Here is an 18,499-nt window from a genome sequence, read left to right on the forward strand (position 1 = left end):
GGGCGCCGCTCGCTGCGGGCGGCCGTCCCGCTCGCCGCCGCCGTCTGGGCCTACGACCTGCTGCTCAAGCCGACGCGCGCGGCCCCGGCCGCGATGGCGCTGTGCCGAGGGCTGGACGTCATGCTCGGCGCCACCGCCGGCGAGGCCGGGCGGCGGCGGGCGGCGCTGCCCGCCGCGCTGGCCGTCGGCGCGCACACCTACGCCGTCACGCTGCTCAGCCGCGGCGAAGTGGGCGGGGCGACGCCGCGCCGCGTGGGGCTGGCCGCGGCGGCCGCGGCCCCGGTCGTCCCGCTGGCGCTGGCCCAGATCGCCGGGCGCGGGCCCGGCGGGGCCGAGACGTCGCGCGTCGCGCGGGGGGTGGCGACGGGCCTGCTCGGCGCGTACGCCGCCGCGGTCGGCGGGCCGCAGGCGGCGGCGGTGCGGGAACCGAGCGCGGAGCGGATCCGGCGGGCCGTCGGCGCGGGCATTCTGGGCCTGATCCCGCTGCAGGCCGCGCTGACCGCCGCGCGCGGGCATCCGCTGGCCGGGCTGGCGCTCGTCCCCGCGCATCCCCTGGCCCGGCGGCTGACGCGGAAGGTGTCCCCGACATGACGCTGCGGTTCGGCTACGGCACCAACGGCTTCCCCGACCACCGGCTCGACGACGCGCTGGCGGTGCTGGCGGACCTGGGGTACGACGGCGTCGCGCTCACCCTCGACGTGCGGCACCTCGACCCGTTCGCGCCCGACCTGCCGCGCGCCGTCGACCGCGTCGCGGCCCGCCTGGACGCGCTGGGCCTGTCGGTGGTGATCGAGACGGGGGCGCGGTACCTGCTGGACCCGTGGCGCAAGCACCAGCCGACGCTGCTGTCGGCGGACGGCGCGGACCGCCGCGTCGACCTGCTGCTGCGGGCCGTGCGCATCGCCGCCGATCTCGGCGCGCAGGCGATGTCGTTCTGGAGCGGCGCGGCCGTCGGGTCCGATCCGCCGGACGTCCTGTGGGATCGGCTGACGCGCGGCTGCGAGCGGGTGCTGCGCCTGGCCGACGAGCGGGACGTGACGCTGGCGTTCGAACCCGAGCCCGGGATGTTCGTCGACACCATCGACGGCTACGAGCGGCTCGCCGCGCGGCTCGGCGCCCCGGCGCGCTTCGGGATCATGCTCGACATCGGGCACTGCCGGTGCCTGGAGCCCGAGCCGGTGCCCGACTGCGTGCGCCGGGCCGGGCCGCGGCTGACGGGCGTGCAGATCGAGGACATGCGGCGGGGCGTGCACGAGCACCTGGAGTTCGGCGCCGGCGAGATCGACTTCCCGCCGGTGATGAAGGCGCTGGAGGAGACCGGCTACACGGGGCTGGTCTCGGTGGAGCTGCCCCGGCACGGCCACGACGCGCCGGGGGCCGCCCGCCGCTCGCTGGAGTTCCTCAAGGAGGTCTCATGACGCGCGAGGAGGTGCGCGCCGAGCTGGCGGCGGCGCTCGAGCCGGCGCTGACCGCCGAGGCGTCGGCCTGGCTGGCCGACGCGCGCAAGCGGATCGCCGGGGACGCCGACGCCGCGGCGGTGCTGCTGCCCGCGGCGGGGCGCCGCTGCGGCCGCGACCCGCGGCCCCTGTCCGTCGGCGACGCGGCGTCCGGCGGCCTGCCCTGGACGGTGGAGGACGCGGCGCGCGTGCTGATGCTGCTGGAACTGCCCTGCACCGGTGACGCGCTGGCCGCGCGGCTCGACGACCTCTACTGGCACGGCGACGCGAACGAGCGCAGGGCCGTGCTGCGGTCGCTGGACGCGTTGGGGGCGGAGGTCGGCGACGCCGCGCTGCCGCTGCTGAACGACGCGCTGCGCACCAACGACACCCGGCTGGTGGCCGCCGCCCTCGGCCGGTACGGGGCGGAGCGGCTGCCCGCCCACAACTGGCGGCAGGCCGTGCTGAAGTGCGTGTTCGTCGGCGTGCCGCTGTCCGTCGTGGCCGGTCTGGACGACCGCGCCGACGGCGAGCTGACCCGGATGATGACCGACTACGCGCGCGAGCGCACCGCCGCAGGCCGCGACGTCCCCGCGGACGTGGCCCGTTTCCTGGAGGTCCGGTGAGAATCTTCGACCCGCACATCCACATGACCTCGCGTACGACCGACGACTACGAGCGGATGTACGAGGCCGGGGTGCGCGCGCTGGTGGAGCCGGCGTTCTGGCTCGGCCAGCCGCGCACGTCGGTCGGCTCGTTCGTGGACTACTTCGACGGGCTGGTGGGTTGGGAGCCGTTCCGCGCCGCGCAGTTCGGCATACGGCACCACTGCACGATGGCGCTCAACCCCAAAGAGGCCAACGACCCGCGTTGCCGTCCCGTACTGGAGCTGCTCCCCCGCTACCTGGAGAAGGACGGGGTGGTCGCCGTGGGCGAGGTCGGCTACGACTCGATGACCCCGGAGGAGGACGAGGTGTTCGCCCAGCAGCTCGCCCTCGCCCTGGAGCACGACCTGCCCGTCCTGGTGCACACCCCGCACCGCGACAAGGCGGAGGGCACGCGCCGCTCGCTCGACGTGGTGCGCGAGTCCGGGCTGCCTCCCGAACGCGTCGTCCTGGACCATCTCAACGAGGTCACCGTGAAGATGGTGGCCGAATCCGGGTGCTGGATGGGGTTCTCCATCTACCCCGACACCAAGATGGACGAGGACCGCATGGTGGCGATCCTGCGCGAATACGGCACCGAGCGGATGCTGGTGAACTCGGCGGCCGACTGGGGGCGCAGCGATCCGCTCAAGACCCGGCGCACCGGGGACGCCATGCTCGCCGCGGGCTTCACCGAGGACGACGTGGACCGCGTGCTGTGGCGCAATCCGGTGGAGTTCTACGGCCAGAGCGGGCGGTTGACGCTGGACGCGCCCCTCGATCCCGGGACGCTGTTCGAGGGCAACTCGGTGCTGCGCGGCACGCCCGCCTGACCTCGCGGAGGACGCGCATCATGCGGCTGCGTCATCGCGACGGCACCGTCGTGCATCTCGCCTACTGCGCCAACGTCCACCCGGCCGACGACTTCCCCGGCATCCTCGACAGGCTGCACCGGTACGCGATACCGGTGCGGCGCCGTCTGGGTGTGCCGCGGCTGTCGGTGGGGTTGTGGCTGCCCCGCCCTGTGGCGGCGGCGCTCGCAGCCGATCCCGGTGCGTTGGACAAGCTGCGCGCCGCCCTTTCCGAAGGCGGCCTGGAGGTGGTGACGCTCAACGGGTTCCCCTACGCGGGCTTCGGCAAGGAGGTCGTCAAGACCGACGTGTACCTGCCCGACTGGGCCGACCCGGACCGCCTCGCGTACACGCTCGACCTTGCGGCGGTGCTCGCCGCGTTGCTGCCGGACGACGTCGTCCGCGGCAGCGTCTCGACGCTCCCCCTGGGCTGGGCGCCATGGTGGGACGCCGAGCGGCAGGACCGGGCGCGCCGCCACCTGGACGAGCTCGCCGCGGGGCTGGCCGACCTGGAGCGGCGCACCGGACGGACCATACGGGTCGGCCTGGAGCCTGAGCCCGGCTGCGTCGTGGAGACCACGGCGGACGCCGCCCGCCTCCTCAACGGCGTGGACACTGCGCGGCTGGGCGTCTGCCTGGACACGTGCCATCTCGCCGTCGAGTTCGAAGACCCGGGCGAGGCGCTGGCCCGCTTGGACGCGGCCGGGCTGCCGGTGGTGAAGACCCAGGCGTCCGCCGCGCTGCACGCCTCCGACCCGTCGGCGGCGCGGAAGGCGCTCGAAACGTTCGCCGAGCCGCGCTACCTGCACCAGACACGGGCGCACACGGCCGAGGGCGTGCTCCGTGCGGACGACCTGCCGGATGCGCTCAACGACGGCCTGCCGGCGCACGGGCCCTGGCGTGTCCACTTCCACCTTCCCCTCCACGCGGATCCGCCCGCGCCGCTCTCCAGCACCCGCACCGTTCTCGGCGCCGCGCTGGACGCCCTGCTGGGCGGTCCGGCGGCGCGCACCGACCACGTCGAGGTGGAGACCTATACCTGGACCGTGCTGCCGGGCGACCGGCCGGACCTGGTCGACGGCATCGCCGCCGAGCTCGGCTGGACCCGCGACCGGCTGCTCGGGCTCGGGCTCACCGAGGAGAACGCATGACCACACCGCTCGTGGTGCTCGACGTCGTGGGCCTCACCCCGCGGCTGCTGACGCACATGCCCAACCTGTCCAAGCTGGCCGCCGACGGCTTCCAGGCGGAGCTCGGCACCGTGCTGCCCGCCGTGACGTGCTCGGTGCAGTCCACCTTCCTCACCGGGGAGATGCCCAGCGGGCACGGGATCGTCGCCAACGGCTGGTACTTCCGCGAGCTGGGCGAGGTGTTCCTGTGGCGGCAGCACAACGCCCTCGTCGGCGGCGAGAAGGTGTGGCACGCGCTGCGGAAGCGCCACCCCGGCTACACCGTCGCCAACGTGTGCTGGTGGTACGCCATGGGCGCCGACGTCGACTGGACCGTGACGCCCCGTCCCATCTACTACGCCGACGGGCGCAAGGAACCCGACTGCTACACCCACCCGCCTTCGCTGCACGACCGGCTCACCTCGCGCCTGGGCGACTTCCCGTTGTTCACCTACTGGGGGCCGCGCGCCGGGTTGTCGTCGTCCCGCTGGATCTGCCGTGCCGCCCGGATGCTGCTGGAGGAGGAGCGTCCCGACCTCACCCTCGTCTACCTGCCGCACCTGGACTACGACCTGCAGCGGTACGGCCCCGACGACCCCCGCGCCGCGCGGGCCGCGGCCGAGTTGGACGAACTGATCGGCCCTCTGCTGGCGGCGGCGCGCGCCCGGGGCGCGACGACGGTGGCGTTGTCGGAGTACGGCATCACCTCCGTGTCGCGTCCGGTGGAGATCAACCGGGTGCTGCGCCGCGCGGGCCTGCTGCACGTCTACACCCAGGACGGCATGGAGTACCTGGACCCGTGGACGTCCCGGGCGTTCGCCGTGGCCGACCACCAGATCGCGCACGTGTACGTCCGGGACCCGTCGGACGTCCCCCGCGTCCGCGCGCTGCTCGACGAGCTGGACGGCGTGGAGCAGGTCCTCGACGAGGCGGGCAAGGCCGAGGCGGGACTGGACCACGAACGTTCCGGCGAGCTCGTCGCGATCGCCGAGCCCGACGCGTGGTTCGCCTACTACTACTGGCTGGACGACGCCCGCGCCCCCGACTTCGCCCGGCTCGTCGAGATCCACCGCAAGCCCGGCTACGACCCGGCCGAGCTGTTCATGGATCCCGACGACCGGACCGTCCAGCTGCGCGCCGCGCTGGCCCTGGCCCGCAAGAAGCTCGGCATGCGCTACCTGATGAACGTCGTCCCGCTCCACGGGAGGCTGGTGCGCGGCAGCCACGGGCGGCTGCCCGCCGATCCGGCGGACGGGCCGGTGCTGCTGTGCTCCGATCCGTCGGCGGCCCGGGAGCGGTACCACGCCACCGAGGTCAAGCAGCTGCTGATCGACCTGAGCACCTGAATCCGAAGGGGATTCCGGCTACTCTGCCACGGTGCATCCCCCTTCATACGCTTCCTCCCCCGCGGCCCGGTTGGGCTGGCTGGACGCGCTCCGGGGGTGGGCGGCGATGCTGGTGGCGCTGCACCACGCGTTCTACGTCTTCCTTCCGGACCTGCAGGTGGCGCTGGCGGGGCGCTTCGACCCCGGCCACTACGGCGTGCTGGTGTTCTTCCTCGTCAGCGGGTACATCGTGCCCGCCTCGCTGGAACGGCACGGCAGCGTGCGCGTGTTCTGGATCAGCCGGTTCTTCCGCCTGTACCCCCTGCTGGCCGTGGCGTGCCTGCTGGGGGTGCTGCCGTTCCTGCTGGGCGTACGGGGGCTGCGGGCCGGCCTGGAGGAGTTCGACCCGCTGACGGCGGTCGTGGCGCACGCCACGATGCTCCAGGACCTGCTCGCCGTGCCCAACGCGATCAACGTCCTGTGGACGCTGTCGTACGAGATGGCCTTCTACCTGCTGGTCGTCGCGCTGTGGGCGGTGGGCTGGCAGCGCCGCTCCGCGCCGATCGCCGCCGGCCTGGCGGTGCTCGCGCTGCCCGCGGGGCTGCTGCCGGCGGCGCTGCTGGCGCGCACGGCGGGCGTCGGGCCCGTGGTCGCCGCGGCGGCGGCCGTGCTGGCGGTGGCGGTCGCCGCGGCGATGTCGGAGCGTCCCGGGCCGCGCACGGCGGGCGGGCTGCTCGGTGGGCTGCTGGCCCTCGCGCTGGTCGCGGCCAACAGCCGCGTCGAGCCGTGGGAGGGGGCGGTGATGCTGGCCGTCATGTTCGCCGGCACCGCCGTCTACCGCGCCGAGCGGGGGCAGGTGTCGCGGCGGGCGACCGCGTTGGGCCTGGGCGCGGTCGCGGCGGCGTCGCTGGCCGCCGTGGCGTGGGCTCCGCGCCAGGATGCGGCGGGCGCGCAGACGTGGCAGGCCCGGTGGATCTGGACGAGTTCGCTGCTGCTGGCCGCCGCCACGTTCGGCGCGGCGTGGCTGCTGCGGCGCCGGCGCTTCCCGCGATGGGCGACCGGGCTCGGCACCGCGAGCTTCTCGGTCTACCTGCTGCATCCGATCCTGCTCATGGTGGCGGCGCAGTTCCTGGGCAGGACCGGCCGCATGGACGTGCCGGGCATGCTCGTCTTCGTGGCGGCGCTGGTGGCGCTCAGCGCGGCGTCCTACCGCTGGATCGAGGCGCCCGCCCAGCGCGCCGGACGACGCCTGGCCAGGCGCGCCGTCCGCGGTCGGGTGGACCGCTCGCCCGTCGCGACCGCAGTGCCCCGCTAGCGTCCCGACTCTCCAGGGACAGGGACGCGGAAGACCCGCAACTGGAGGGCGAGGGTGGCGTAGTAGCCGACGATGGCGGTCAGTTCGAAGACGCCGTCGGCGCCGAGGACGTCGACGGCTCGCGCGTACTCCTCGTCGGTCAGGTCGTGGCGCTCGGCCAGCGTCCGTGTGGTGACCGCGACGACCCGTTCCCGCTCGTCGGCGAACACGCCGCTGAACACGTCGTCGTCGCCGTCCCGCAGCGCGCGCAGCTCCTCGTCGGTGAGCCCGGCGGCCCGGCCGGCCGCCTCGTGGGCGTGCCGTTCGAAGGCGCTGTCCCACACGGCGGCGACGACCAGAATCGCGATCTCCCTGCAGCGGGCCGGCAGCGCGCCCCGGTAGCGGATGGCGGCGCCGAGTCCCTGGAGGGCGTGCCCCAGGGTGGGGCGCAGCAGCATCGCGTTGAACGGCCCGTGCAGCCCGCCCGCGTCGTCCGTCAGCGCGAACGGCCCGTTGCCGCGCGGCCCGGACACGATCTCCTCGTACAGGGCGCGCTGCTCGGCGTCGAGCTCGTCGGGCCGCAGCCTGCGCAGCCTCGGCGGCGCCTCGTCGCTGGACATCCCTCGAACCTCGCTCCCGCAGGCGCGGCGTCCTTCCGCCGGTCCTTGCGCCAGTCCTTGCGCCAGTCCTTCCGCCGGACCTTCCGGCAGCTTACGCGTCACCTGGCGGAGCGGCGGGAAGAAGCCGCCGCGCGGCTGTCGATCTCCGCGTGTCGGCGGGCACATCTAAGATCAACCCGTTTCGGAGGAGGCTGAGATGACCGCTACTGAAGATCCCGTCGAGACCCGTGTCGGCCCGCCCCCGCCGTTCGATCCGGAGCTGGAGGCCGGGCGGGCCCTGATGCGCGAGGAGCTGTCGCGTCTGACGACGCTCGAGGCCATCCCCGAGTGCCGGGAGAGACGGCCGGGTCCCCCGGTCACCGACGAGGATCTGCGGCGGGGCGGGGCCTTCGAGGTCGAGGAGCGCAGGGTGCCCGGGCCTCCCGGCGCCCCCGACGTCCCCCTGCTCATCTGCCGTCCGGTCGACGTCGCGGCGCCGTATCCGGCGATCTACTACATCCACGGCGGCGGCATGATCATGGGCGATCCCCGGTCGGGCCTGCCCGACATGGCGCTGCCGGCGGCCGAGGAGCTGGGCATGGCGGTGGTCTCGGTGGACTACCGGCTGGCGCCCGAGCATCCGCACCCGGCGCCCGTGGAGGACTGCTACGCCGGGCTGGTCTGGACGCACGAGCACGCCGCCGAGCTCGGCGTCGACCCCGCCCGCATCGTCATCGCCGGGACCAGCGCGGGCGGCGGCCTGTCGGCGGCGGTGGCGCTGTTGGCCCGCGACCGCGGCGGCCCGCCGCTGCTGGCGCAGATGCTGCTGTGCCCCATGCTGGACGACCGCAACGACAGCCCGTCGATGCTGCAGATGGAAGGGCGGGACACCTGGGACCGCACCGCCAACCACGTGGGCTGGACGGCGCTGCTCGGCGACGCGCGCGGCGGCCCGGACGTGTCCCCGTACGCGGCCCCGGCGCGCGCCGCCGACCTGTCGGGGCTGCCGCCGGCGTTCGTCGACGTCGGCTCCGGCGAGTCGTTCCGCGACGAGGACGTGGCCTACGCGGTGCGGCTGTGGCAGGCGGGCGTCCAGGCCGAGCTGCACGTCTGGCCGGGCGGGTTCCACGGTTTCGACGCCGTCGCGCCGCAGGCCCGCGTCTCCCAGGACGCGCGCGAGGCGCGGCTGCGCTGGCTGCGCCGCATCCTGGCCGCTTGAGGACGCCGCCGGACCGGGCGCTGCGGTGAAAACGGCGTCCGCTGGACGGCCGCTGCGACGACACCGTCGCGCCCTCGACTCCCGTTTCGCCGCGCGTCGCCCTCCGGGCCGAGGACGGCGCGCGGCCGAACGGCTGGAGCCCCCTGGACGTCGGAAGGGTCAGGGGAATGGTGCGGAATGCACCCGCAAGCGGACCTCCGAACACGACCCGGCGGAGACCGGCGTCCACCGCCCTAACCGCGGACGAAGAGGCCGATGCCGTTCGCGACGGGACGTTCGACGCCGTCGGACGGAGAGTTGCGCACGGTCGCGGTGTCGTCTCCCGGGTCGCGGAGGACGAGAGTCGAGGAGCCGCCGCCGTCCAGGTTGACCGCGTCGTCGGCGCCCGCCTGCCACAGCAGCCGCGCCAGTTCGGCGAGGGTGACACCGCCGCTGCGTTCCGACCGGCCGTCGACGACCATCAGGTACATGCGTCGGCCGTTGCGGCTGACGCCCGCGGCGGTTCGGGGGGCCGGGCCGCTGTCCGCCAGTCCGGGCAGCGGTTCGGCGTCGCGCAGGATGCAGAAGCCGCCGACGGCGAAATGGAAGCGGTGCCGTCCGGCGAGGCGGTAGCGGACCCGGACGCGGTCGCCGCGGCGGAGCGTGCGCAGCGCCGCGGCGGCGCGGTCCCGGCCCACGAGCACGACCGTCCCCTCGGGGATGGCGCCGCCGCCGATGGTTCCGCTGACCTTGGTCACCACGCCGCGCCGCACCGTCACCTCGGCCACGTCGGTGCTGCACGGCGCTTCGCGGAAGGCGTCGGTGCCGCAGACCGCGCGCCGCCGCGACGCCGTGCCCCACTGCCTCGTGAACACCCCGGCGCCGCCCACCGGCAACGCGTACTGGTTGAGTCCGCGCACCGGGAGCGCGGTGCGGCCGAAGCGGATCGTCCCGGACAGGCGCAGCCTGGACACATGCCCGACGCGCTTGCGGTCGACGCCGATGACGTCTTCGGCGGAGGCGGCGGCCGGCAGCGGCGGGCCGAACCGCTGGCCGAGCGGTACGGCTCCCTTGCGGGGACGTCCCTCGTCGACCTCCGCCCCCGACGCCGCACCCGTCGCGGGGACTCCCGGCCGCGTCTCGCTGATGTTGAAGAAGTCGCCGTTGACCCCGGCCACCGCGCGTTGCGCGTTCGCCATCGTCGACACTTTCCTGCGGGCGGCGACCGCGGGCGGATGCAGCAGCCCCACCCTGACGCGCGGCTCGGTCAGGTCCACCTCGAGGACGGTGCCGAGGACGGGGCCGCCGACGCCCCATGTCTGAAAGCTCCGTGCCACGATCCCGGGCCACACCCGGGTGGACGACGTGTAGCGCAGTTTGAGCGGCGCGGCCGCCCCTGGGGCGGGTCGCGTTTCACGAAGGTCGGGAGGTTCGCCTGACCCGGCTCCGTCCCCGTTCGGCGGCACCTCCCCATGGACGTTCCGCGAACCGGTCTCCCGCGCCTTCGCCAGTCCGGGGCCCGGCCCCAGCACGCACGCCGCCGTCACCGCGCCCGCCACCGCGAGCACCGTCGCACACCTCAGGACCACCGGACGAGCCTCTCCCCCGCGACCACCCGACCGACGTGGTGATCCTCCTATACAGGGGCCCGCGTCGCCCGCATCTGCGCGTCCGGCGTGGCGCCGTCCGGCATGAGAGCGCACCGCTCCTCCGGCGTCCCGTCGTGGCGTGCACCGCCGACGGGCAGCCGTGGTGACTGCTTTCCGATCGCATACCGGAACAACCAGTCGCGGACATTCGTTGATCACACAACTACTCAGTGTCCCGGGGGCAGGCATCAGGAGAGCGAGCATCCACCAACGCGACGAGGGGAATCGGGCCCGCACGGGCGGCGGCGGCGACGCGGCGGGCGCCGGTGCGCCGCGGGGCGAACTGCGCTATCCCGCCGGGTCGCTGGTGCTGGTCGTGGGGCTGCCCGGCGCCGGCAAGAGCACCCTGCTGGACCGGCTCTACGGGCTGCGCGGGGACGAGACGCTGCCGGTCGCGGTCGGGGGCACCCGTGTGATCGACTCCCGGCAGGCGCGGAACTGGTGGGGGCGGTATCTGGGACCGCTGCCGCCGCGCGCCAGGCTGCCGCTCGTCTACACCACGCACATCTGGCGGATCGCACGGGCCGTGCTGGAGGGGCACGACGTCGTGGCGCACACGCGCGGAACCTGGCCGCACATCCTGCCCGGGTTCGCCTGGCTGGCCCGGCGGCGCGGCGGCGACGTGCACCTGATCGCGCTGGACGTGGACCCGGCGACCGCGCGGGCGGGGCAGTTCCGGCGCGGCCGGGTGCTGACCGAGGCGACGTTCCGCCGGCACTGCCGCCGCTGGCGGCCGCTGATCGAACGGGCGCGGACCGGCGCGTGCCCGCCGGCCGCGTCCGTGACCGTGCTGGACCGCGACGCCGCCGACCTGCTCAAGGCCATCCGCTTCGAGTAGTCGTCACCGCGGCGCTCAGGACCGGTCCTCCCGCCGGGGAACGCGCATCTCCGCGCGAGCCGGGCCCGGCCGATGCCGGACCGGCCCGCGGCGGACCCGGCGACAGCTCTGGACTCGGCCGGCGACCTCCTGGGTATGGTCGTTCTCGGCGGCCGAGCTCGATGGAAGGGGCGGCATCCATGGCACAGCAGGTACGCGGAGTCGTCGCGCCGGCCAAGGGGGAGCCGGTCCGCATCGAGACGATCACCGTTCCCGATCCGGGACCGGGCGAGGCCGTGGTCGCGGTGCAGGCGTGCGGGGTGTGCCACACCGACCTGCACTACCGCGAAGGCGGGATCACCGACGAGTTCCCGTTCCTGCTCGGCCACGAGGCCGCCGGGATCGTCGAGTCGGTCGGCGACGGGGTCACCGAGGTCGCGCCGGGCGACTTCGTGATCCTCAATTGGCGGGCCGTGTGCGGGCAGTGCCGGGCGTGCCTGCGCGGCCGTCCCTGGTACTGCTTCGACACCCACAACGCCGAGCAGAAGATGACGCTGGCCGACGGCACCGAGCTGTCGCCCGCCCTCGGCATCGGCGCGTTCGCCGAGAAGACCCTGGTCGCCGCCGGGCAGTGCACCAAGGTCGACCCGGCCGCCGAGCCCGCGGCGGCCGGTCTGCTGGGCTGCGGCGTGATGGCCGGCCTCGGCGCCGCGCTCAACACCGGCGCCGTCGGCCGCGGCGACTCGGTCGCGGTGATCGGCTGCGGCGGGGTGGGCTCGGCCGCGGTGCTGGGCGCCCGGCTGGCCGGCGCCGCGAAGATCATCGCGATCGACCTGGACGAGCGCAAGCTCGCCGCCGCCCGCTCGCTCGGCGCCACCCACACCGTCCAGGCCGCGGACGCCGACGTGGTCGCGGCGGTGCGGGAGCTGACCGGCGGCTTCGGCGCCGACGTGGTCATCGACGCGGTGGGGCGCCCGGAGACCTACAAGCAGGCGTTCTACGCCCGCGACCTGGCGGGGACCGTCGTGCTGGTCGGCGTGCCCACGCCCGACATGACGTTGGAGCTGCCGCTGCTGGACGTGTTCGGACGCGGCGGCGCGCTCAAGTCGTCCTGGTACGGCGACTGCCTGCCCTCGCGCGACTTCCCCATGCTCATCGACCTGTACCTGCAAGGCCGCCTCGACCTGGACGCGTTCGTCTCCGAGAAGATCCGTCTGGACGACGTGGAGGCCGCGTTCGACAAGATGCAGCGCGGGGACGTGCTGCGCTCGGTGGTGGTGCTGTGACGGCCGCGCGCATCGACCGCATCGTCACCTCCGGCACGTTCTCCCTCGACGGCGGGACGTGGGAGGTCGACAACAACGTCTGGATCGTCGGCGACGACGCCGAGGCGATCGTCGTCGACGCCGCGCACGACGCCGACGCCATCGCGGCGGCCGTCGGGGACCGTCGGCTGCTGGCGATCGTGTCCACGCACGGCCACGACGACCACATCGACGCGGCGCCCGAGCTGTCGGCGCGGACCGGCGCACCGGTGCTGCTGCATCCCGACGACCTGATGCTGTGGAAGCGGCGGCATCCGGACGTCGACCCCCAGGGCGAGCTGTCCGACGGCCAGAAGATCACGGTCGCCGGGGTGGAGCTGACGGTCCTGCACACGCCGGGGCACAGCCCGGGCGCGGTGTGCCTGTACGCACCGCGGCTCGGCACGGTGTTCTCCGGGGACACGCTGTTCTCCGGCGGCCCGGGCGCGACCGGCCGCTCCTTCTCCGACTTCCCCACCATCATCGCCTCGATCCGGGAGCGGCTGCTCACGCTGCCGCCGGACACCGTGGTGCGCACCGGGCACGGCGACAGCACGACGATCGGCGCCGAGGCCCCGCACCTGGACGAGTGGATAGCGCGAGGGTATTGATCGCCTGTCCCCGGCGCACCGCCCGGGCGGAACGCGGGACGGCGGCCGGGCGCGCGTCATAAGGTCCCCTGGGGCGGCGGGCCGTCGTGCGCCCGCGGGTCGCCGGTCACCGGGGAGGTGCGATGCGGGCCAGGGCACCGCAGGCCGTCGTGCTCGCGCTGTGCGCGGTCGTCAGCGGTTGCGGGACGGACGCCGCGTCGTCGACGCGCGAGCCGACCGTGGCGCCGCCCACGGCGAGCGGCGCGGCGGACGCGCCCGCGATCATGGCCCCCGCGTCCACGGCGCCCCCGTCCCCCACGGCCCTCTCCCCCACCGCCCCGTCCGCCGCCTCGGGCCGGCCGCTCGGCGGCGCGCGCAGATGGCGCATCACCACCTACTACACGGCGGTGGAGAGTTTTCACGGCGGCAAGCGCACGGCGGTGCGCGGCTGCCCGAGGCCGCGCTGCACGAACGGCGACGCTCCTCTCGGTTCGTACCCCGAGGGCTTCGTCAAGGCCGTCCAACGGGAGGGCAGCGGCCGGATCACCAGCGGTCCGCACCGCGGCCGGTACCTCAACTGGTCGCACAGCGTCGGCTTCTGGCTCGACGACACCACCCGCGACTCGGCCGGGCGGCCGCTGCGCCCCTGGGAGTCGGCCGCCGCCGACCGGGACGTGCTGGCGCGCGGCCGGCGGTTCGTCATCACCGACTGCGGGAGGGACGGCGCCGGGCGCCCGATCGCGGAGCGGGTGTGCGCGCGGTTCCGGCGGGCCGTCTGGACGGTCACCGACCTGTTCCGCCCCGGGTACGGCGGTGAGCACCACGCCGACGTCTACATCGGCGAGGAGACCGGCCCGGACTTCGTCCGCTCCGCCCCCTGGTACACCACCCTCCGCGACGCCACGATCCACCCGGGGTAGGCACCGGCCAGGACGCGCTCAGTCGTGGGCGTCCTCCACGGACGCATCCTGCGCGGGGGCGTCCTCGTCCGAAGGGACGTCCACGGGCGCGGCCAGCCGGGTGGGGCGGGTGCGGCCGCGCAGCACCGTCTCGCCGTCGACGCGCCAGTGCCGCGCCTCGTCGGGACCGGCGGCCTCGACCACCGAGCCGGCCGCCAGCACCCGCGCCTCGGTCGACTTGGCCAGGTCGGTGAGGCGGGCCGCCTCGTTCACCGGGTCGCCGATCACGGTGTACTCGAACCGCTCCTCGGCGCCGATGTGCCCGGCCACCGCCTCGCCCGCCGACACGCCGACGGCCGCGCTCAGCTCGGGCACCCGGTCGCGCAGCCGGGCGGCCAGGTCGCGGGCGGCGGCCAGGGCGCGGCCGGCCGCCCCGTCCAGCGCCAGCGGCGCGCCGAACACCGCCAGCGCCGCGTCCCCCTCGAACTTGTTGATCCAGCCGCCGTGCTCGCCGACCACCTCGACGACGACGGCGAAGAAGTCGTTGAGCAGCTTGACCACCTCGGTGGGCGGGCGGTCGGCGGCCAGGCGGGTGGAGCCGATGATGTCGACGAACAGCACGGCGACCTCGCGCAGCTCGCCGCCGAGGTCGATGCCGCGTTCGATGGCGACGCGGGCGACGTCCTCGCCGACCTGGCGTCCGAACAGGTCCTGCAGCCGGGCGTGCTCGCGCAGCCCCGCGGCCATGTGGTTGAACCCGGCCTGCAGCAGCCCGACCTCGCTGGCGTCGTAGACGGGGACCTCCACGTCCAGGTCGCCGCGTTCCACCCGGGCCAGGCCGAGCCGCACCGACTCCACCGGGTCGGCGATGGCGCGGGCGGCGCCGTAGGTGACGCCGAGGCCGACGACCAGGGCGGTGCCGCCGAGCACCAGCACGGCGAAGGCGAAGTCGCGCACGTTGACGCGGCCGAGCACGAACGACCCGACCGCCAGCACGATCAGGCCGAGGATGGGCACGCCGGTGCCCAGCGCCCACGCCAGCACCGAGCGCGACACCACGCCGGGCAGCCCGGTGCGGCGGGGCAGCCCGGTGCGCAGCGCGGTGGTGACGGCGCGCCGCAGCAGCCGCTCGGTGAGCAGGTAGACGATGGTGCAGGTGGTCAGGCCGCCCAGCAGGCTGGTCAGGCCGAGCTTGACGGCCAGCAGCACCGAGAACGGCAGGTTGATGAGCACCCAGCCGACGGTGCCGATGCTCCACAGGGTCAGGTGCAGCGCCATCATCCGCAGCGGCCCGTACAGCAGCAGGAGGCGCTCGCGTTTGCCGGGCTCGTCGTGCTCCTCGACCAGCCGGCGCAGGCGGCGGAAGAAGCGCTCGCCGAGCAGCAGGCCGCCGGGCACGGCCGCCACGACGTAGGCGGTGAACACCAGCAGGTTGATCAGCCGCAGCCGGTCGGACACCGCGCCGTCGGGGTTGGGCACGACGATGGTGAACAGCAGGACCACCAGGGCGCCGCCCAGGTTGGCCAGGCCGGTGGAGACGGTGACGAGGATGCGGGCCCGCCGGGCGATCTGGGCCCGGGTGTCGTCGGGGCGGCCGTCGATGAACCGCCACAGGAAGTCGAGGGGACGGCGACGGCGCGGCCGTGCCGATGCCGTCCGCGCCTGGTCCGTCTCCATGGGGGTGCAGGGTAGCGGCTTTCCCCGCGACCTCGAAGGGCGGCCGGACGGCCGGCGCACCGCGGGCCGCGCCGGGCGCACGCCGCCGGACCGCCGCGGCGACGCCAGGGCCGCCTCGCTCCCCCGCAAGCAGATACCGACCCCGACAGACGTTTGACCGGTCGGTCAGTCAGGGAACACTCTAGAAACGGACAAAGATGTCCAAACCTCTCCCCCCACTGGAGGTGGCGCATGGGTAAGTTCGCTTGGCAGGACGGGGTGGCCTTCCTGGCCGGCCTCGTCGCGCTGGTCGCGCCGGAGCTGTGGGCCGACGGCGCGGGCAAGCAGCCGCTGATGGTGCTGGGGGCGCTGCTGGCCCTGGCGGGGCTGTACGCGCTGATCGGCGCGGCCGGCCCCACGCCGTGGACCACCACGGCCTTCGCACTGCTGGTCTTCGTGTCCCCCTGGGCGTTCAGCTTCTCCGGCGAGGACGCCGCCGCCTGGACGGCGTGGATCGCCGGCGGCATCGCCGCTATCGTCGGCATCTGGGGGGCCACTCAGGCGGGAGGCGGCCTGACCCGCACGGGCGGCAGCCGCGCCTCGACGGCCTGAACGGACGGTTCCACCCTGTGGTCCCTGGCGCACGGGCGCCCAGGGACCACAGCGCCGTTCTGGGGGGGAGGCCGCACATGAGGGCATCGAGACGACGGCGATCCGCGCGCGGCTCCGCACCGGCGACGCAAGAGCGGCGCCCGCGCGCCCAGGCGAATGGCGACGGTCCCGACGCCCGCACCCGGATCCTGGACGCCGCGGAGGCGCTGTTCGCCGAGCGCGGCTACGACGCCACCTCCACCGCGCGGATCGCCCGCCAGGCCGGGGTCCCCAAGGGCCTGGTGTTCCACTACTTCCCGCAGAAGATCGACGTGCTGGTCGCGCTGGTCGACGAGCGCACGCTGGTGGAGGAGCTGCCCGAGGACGCCGTGGAGGCGCTGCCGGGCGATCCGGCGGGCACCCTGTCGCGGCTGGCGCGGCGCTTCCCGCTGCGCGCCTCCCCCGCCATGCGCCGCATCCTGTTCCGCGAGGCGGGGACGCACCGCTCGGTCGGCGAACGGCTCGGCCGGCTCAACGGCGAGGTGTTCCGGCGCGCCCGGCGCGCCCTCGAGCTGGCCCTGCCCGGCGCGCGCGGCGACCAGGCCCGGCTGGAGGTCGCCGCCGCCACGTTCGCCGCGGTGCTGATCTACCAGGAGAACCTCGCCCAGCTCAGCGGCCAGCACGTGGACCCGGACGCCGTCGCCGAGCTCATCGCGCGCGCCCTCGGCGGCTGACCCGCCGTTCCCGCGCCGCGGCCCGGGCTCAGGTCTGGATGGGCCTCAGCAGCCGGTGGGGTTCCCGCAACGCCAGGCTGACGGGATCCGTGCGCCGGTGGCCGCCGGGGCCGGGGCGCAGTTCGACCTCCTCGGGCGGGACGGCACGCCCGCACTCCGGGCACGTGCCGTCGGGGGCGAGCCTGACGGCGCATCCGGCGTGGACGTACAGGCGGGTCGGGCCGCAGTCGTCGAAGTACCGCTCCCCCCAGCGGGCGAGCGCGTGCACGACCGGCCACAGCTCCTCGCCCATCTCGGTGATGACGTACTCGTGCCCCGACTTCTCCAGGACCCCCGACTCGACCAGCGACTGCAATCGCGCCGACAGCACGGCGCGGGGGATGTCCAGGTGGGCGAGGAAGTCGCTGAACCGGCGCACTCCGTACAGCGCGTCGCGGATGATCAGCATGGTCCAGCGCTCGCCGATCACCTCCAGGGCCCGCGCCATCGAGCAGTCCTGGCGGGCGTAGTCCTTGCCGAGTGCCATATGGGCCACAGTACTCCCGCCCTCGGTTCATTCACCGAACCGATCGTGCTAACGTCATTCCCTCGCGACGATTTTAGTTCATTGATTGAACTGGAGGGCCATGACGTCTTCCGCTTCCGCCGCCTCGACGCCCGCCCTCGCGGGCCGCCGGGCGGACGGGCCCGCCTCCGCGCTGGTGGTGCCCGCCGCGGCCACGCTGCTGGCGCTGATGAACTACTGCGCGCTGCTGGGCACGCTGGTCGACACCGCCGCCGGGCTGCGCGCGGGCCCCACGGCGCAGATCTGGATGATGAGTTCGATCAGCTTGGGGCTGTCGGCCGTGCTGCTGACGGCCGGCGGGCTGGCCGACGACCACGGCCGCAGACGCGTGTTCGTCGGCGGCGCCGTCCTGCTGACCCTGGCCAGTGTCGCCTGCGCCCTGGCCCCGAACGCGGCGGTGTTCGTCGCGGGGCGGATCGCGCAGGGCGCGGCCAGCGCGGCGCTGATCGCCGGCGGCCTCGGCATCGTCGGCCACGCCTTCAGCGGCGCGGCGCGGGCCCGGGCCACGGGCGTGTGGGGCGCCATGCTGGGCCTCGGGATCGCGCTCGGCCCGGTCACGGCGGCCGCGCTCACCGGCGTGACCTGGCGGCTGTGGTACTGGACGTGCGCGGCGGCCGCGATCCTGCTGGCGGTGGCGGCGGCGCGGTCGCTGCCGGAGTCGCGCGCCGACCGTCCACGCGGCCTGGACCTGCCCGGCGTGGTGACGATGAGCGGCGGCGTCACGGCGCTGCTGACAGCGGTCACCGTGGGCCGCACCGGCTGGACGCGCCCCGCGGTGCCGGTGCTGCTGGTGGCCGCCGCGATCCTGTTGGGCGCGTTCGCCGCCGTCGAGTCGCGCCGCCGCCACCCCATGCTGGACCCGGCCCTGCTGCGGCGACGGCTCTTCCTGGTTTCGACGGGCGCGGCGCTGGTCACCGGGCTGGCCGTGATCGGGGTGATGAGCTACCTGGGCACCCTGCTGGACCTGGCCTACGGGTTCACCCCGCTGACCGCCGCGCTGCTGCTGACGGTCTGGTCCGTGCCGTCGTTCGCGTCGGCGCTGCAGGCGCGGCGGTTGACGGCGCGCGTGGCTCCCCGGCCGCTGCTGGCGGCCGGGCTGCTGCTCAGCGCGGTGGGCGAGGCCGCCATGCTCGGCCTGACACCGGGAGGGAACTGGTGGCGGCTCGTGCCAGGCCTGG

Annotated in this window: 18 protein-coding genes and 1 pseudogene; 15 read left to right on the forward strand and 4 right to left on the reverse strand. The window is 74.7% G+C overall.

Features of this window, described 5'->3' with window-relative positions:
* The 7 genes and pseudogenes from AR3_RS31305 to AR3_RS26010 form a co-directional block, all read left to right on the forward strand.
* Window positions 1-591, forward strand: a pseudogene (locus AR3_RS31305) (SCO3242 family prenyltransferase); the annotation flags it as partial.
* Window positions 588-1,418: a sugar phosphate isomerase/epimerase family protein gene (locus AR3_RS25985; protein ID WP_067917796.1), complete on the forward strand. Its 831-nt coding sequence runs from the start codon at window positions 588-590 to the stop codon at window positions 1,416-1,418. The pseudogene AR3_RS31305 and the gene AR3_RS25985, both read left to right, overlap by 4 nt.
* Window positions 1,415-2,062, forward strand: coding sequence for an EboA domain-containing protein (locus AR3_RS25990; RefSeq protein WP_067917798.1), 648 nt, complete (start codon window positions 1,415-1,417; stop codon window positions 2,060-2,062). Before AR3_RS25985 ends, AR3_RS25990 begins: the two co-directional genes overlap by 4 nt.
* On the forward strand, window positions 2,059-2,913 hold the full coding sequence (locus tag AR3_RS25995; protein ID WP_067917800.1) for a TatD family hydrolase: 855 nt from the start codon (window positions 2,059-2,061) through the stop codon (window positions 2,911-2,913). Before AR3_RS25990 ends, AR3_RS25995 begins: the two co-directional genes overlap by 4 nt.
* Window positions 2,914-2,933: 20 nt before the next feature.
* Complete coding sequence (gene eboE / locus AR3_RS26000; RefSeq protein WP_067917802.1) at window positions 2,934-4,082, forward strand: metabolite traffic protein EboE; 1,149 nt, start codon at window positions 2,934-2,936, stop codon at window positions 4,080-4,082.
* Window positions 4,079-5,446, forward strand: a complete 1,368-nt coding sequence (locus tag AR3_RS26005; RefSeq protein WP_067917804.1) for an alkaline phosphatase family protein — start codon at window positions 4,079-4,081, stop codon at window positions 5,444-5,446. Before eboE ends, AR3_RS26005 begins: the two co-directional genes overlap by 4 nt.
* A 31-nt stretch (window positions 5,447-5,477) precedes the next feature.
* Window positions 5,478-6,740, forward strand: coding sequence for an acyltransferase family protein (locus AR3_RS26010; RefSeq protein ID WP_227023288.1), 1,263 nt, complete (start codon window positions 5,478-5,480; stop codon window positions 6,738-6,740).
* Here AR3_RS26010 and AR3_RS26015 read toward each other — a convergent pair.
* Window positions 6,737-7,339, reverse strand: coding sequence for a carboxymuconolactone decarboxylase family protein (locus AR3_RS26015; RefSeq protein WP_067917808.1), 603 nt, complete (start codon window positions 7,337-7,339; stop codon window positions 6,737-6,739). The genes AR3_RS26010 and AR3_RS26015 overlap by 4 nt on opposite strands.
* A gap of 196 nt (window positions 7,340-7,535) precedes the next feature.
* On the opposite strand from AR3_RS26015, the gene AR3_RS26020 reads away from it, so the two are divergent.
* Window positions 7,536-8,537: an alpha/beta hydrolase gene (locus AR3_RS26020; RefSeq protein WP_067917810.1), complete on the forward strand. Its 1,002-nt coding sequence runs from the start codon at window positions 7,536-7,538 to the stop codon at window positions 8,535-8,537.
* A 233-nt stretch (window positions 8,538-8,770) separates the two neighbouring features.
* Here AR3_RS26020 and AR3_RS30885 read toward each other — a convergent pair whose 3' ends face one another.
* Window positions 8,771-9,853, reverse strand: a complete 1,083-nt coding sequence (locus tag AR3_RS30885) for a phosphodiester glycosidase family protein (protein WP_217998778.1) — start codon at window positions 9,851-9,853, stop codon at window positions 8,771-8,773.
* Between the two features lie 463 nt (window positions 9,854-10,316).
* On the opposite strand from AR3_RS30885, the gene AR3_RS26030 reads away from it, so the two are divergent.
* From AR3_RS26030 to AR3_RS26045, 4 genes are all read left to right on the forward strand, one after another.
* The gene (locus AR3_RS26030; protein ID WP_227023289.1) at window positions 10,317-11,003 is read left to right on the forward strand and encodes an AAA family ATPase; all 687 of its coding nucleotides are present in this window, start codon (window positions 10,317-10,319) and stop codon (window positions 11,001-11,003) included.
* Window positions 11,004-11,182: 179 nt separating this feature from the next.
* Window positions 11,183-12,268 (forward strand): S-(hydroxymethyl)mycothiol dehydrogenase, encoded by a 1,086-nt coding sequence (locus AR3_RS26035; protein WP_067917812.1) that lies wholly within the window; start codon window positions 11,183-11,185, stop codon window positions 12,266-12,268.
* A complete protein-coding gene (locus tag AR3_RS26040) occupies window positions 12,265-12,897 on the forward strand; it encodes an MBL fold metallo-hydrolase (RefSeq protein WP_067917814.1) in 633 nt (210 codons plus the stop codon). Before AR3_RS26035 ends, AR3_RS26040 begins: the two co-directional genes overlap by 4 nt.
* A gap of 122 nt (window positions 12,898-13,019) precedes the next feature.
* Window positions 13,020-13,796 carry a hypothetical protein gene (locus AR3_RS26045; RefSeq protein WP_067917815.1) on the forward strand — a complete coding sequence of 259 codons (777 nt, stop codon included), beginning with the start codon at window positions 13,020-13,022 and terminating at the stop codon, window positions 13,794-13,796.
* Between the two features lie 18 nt (window positions 13,797-13,814).
* On the opposite strand, the gene AR3_RS26050 is transcribed toward AR3_RS26045, so the two are convergent.
* Complete coding sequence (locus AR3_RS26050) at window positions 13,815-15,452, reverse strand: adenylate/guanylate cyclase domain-containing protein (RefSeq protein ID WP_083952020.1); 1,638 nt, start codon at window positions 15,450-15,452, stop codon at window positions 13,815-13,817.
* 231 nt (window positions 15,453-15,683) lie between these two features.
* Between AR3_RS26050 and AR3_RS26055 the strand changes: the two genes are divergently transcribed.
* On the forward strand, window positions 15,684-16,043 hold the full coding sequence (locus tag AR3_RS26055; RefSeq protein WP_067917817.1) for an SPW repeat protein: 360 nt from the start codon (window positions 15,684-15,686) through the stop codon (window positions 16,041-16,043).
* 77 nt (window positions 16,044-16,120) lie between these two features.
* Entirely contained in the window at window positions 16,121-16,756 is a 636-nt protein-coding gene (locus tag AR3_RS26060; RefSeq protein ID WP_067917819.1) for a TetR/AcrR family transcriptional regulator, read from the forward strand.
* A 28-nt stretch (window positions 16,757-16,784) separates the two neighbouring features.
* Here AR3_RS26060 and AR3_RS26065 read toward each other — a convergent pair whose 3' ends face one another.
* Window positions 16,785-17,282: a winged helix-turn-helix transcriptional regulator gene (locus tag AR3_RS26065; RefSeq protein ID WP_067917821.1), complete on the reverse strand. Its 498-nt coding sequence runs from the start codon at window positions 17,280-17,282 to the stop codon at window positions 16,785-16,787.
* 100 nt (window positions 17,283-17,382) lie between these two features.
* Between AR3_RS26065 and AR3_RS26070 the strand changes: the two genes are divergently transcribed.
* A partial coding sequence (locus AR3_RS26070) for an MFS transporter (RefSeq protein ID WP_067917823.1) occupies window positions 17,383-18,499 on the forward strand: 1,117 nt, incomplete at its 3' end.

The organism is Actinomadura rubrobrunea NBRC 15275, assembly GCF_001552235.1.
GTDB lineage: Bacteria > Actinomycetota > Actinomycetes > Streptosporangiales > Streptosporangiaceae > Spirillospora > Spirillospora viridilutea.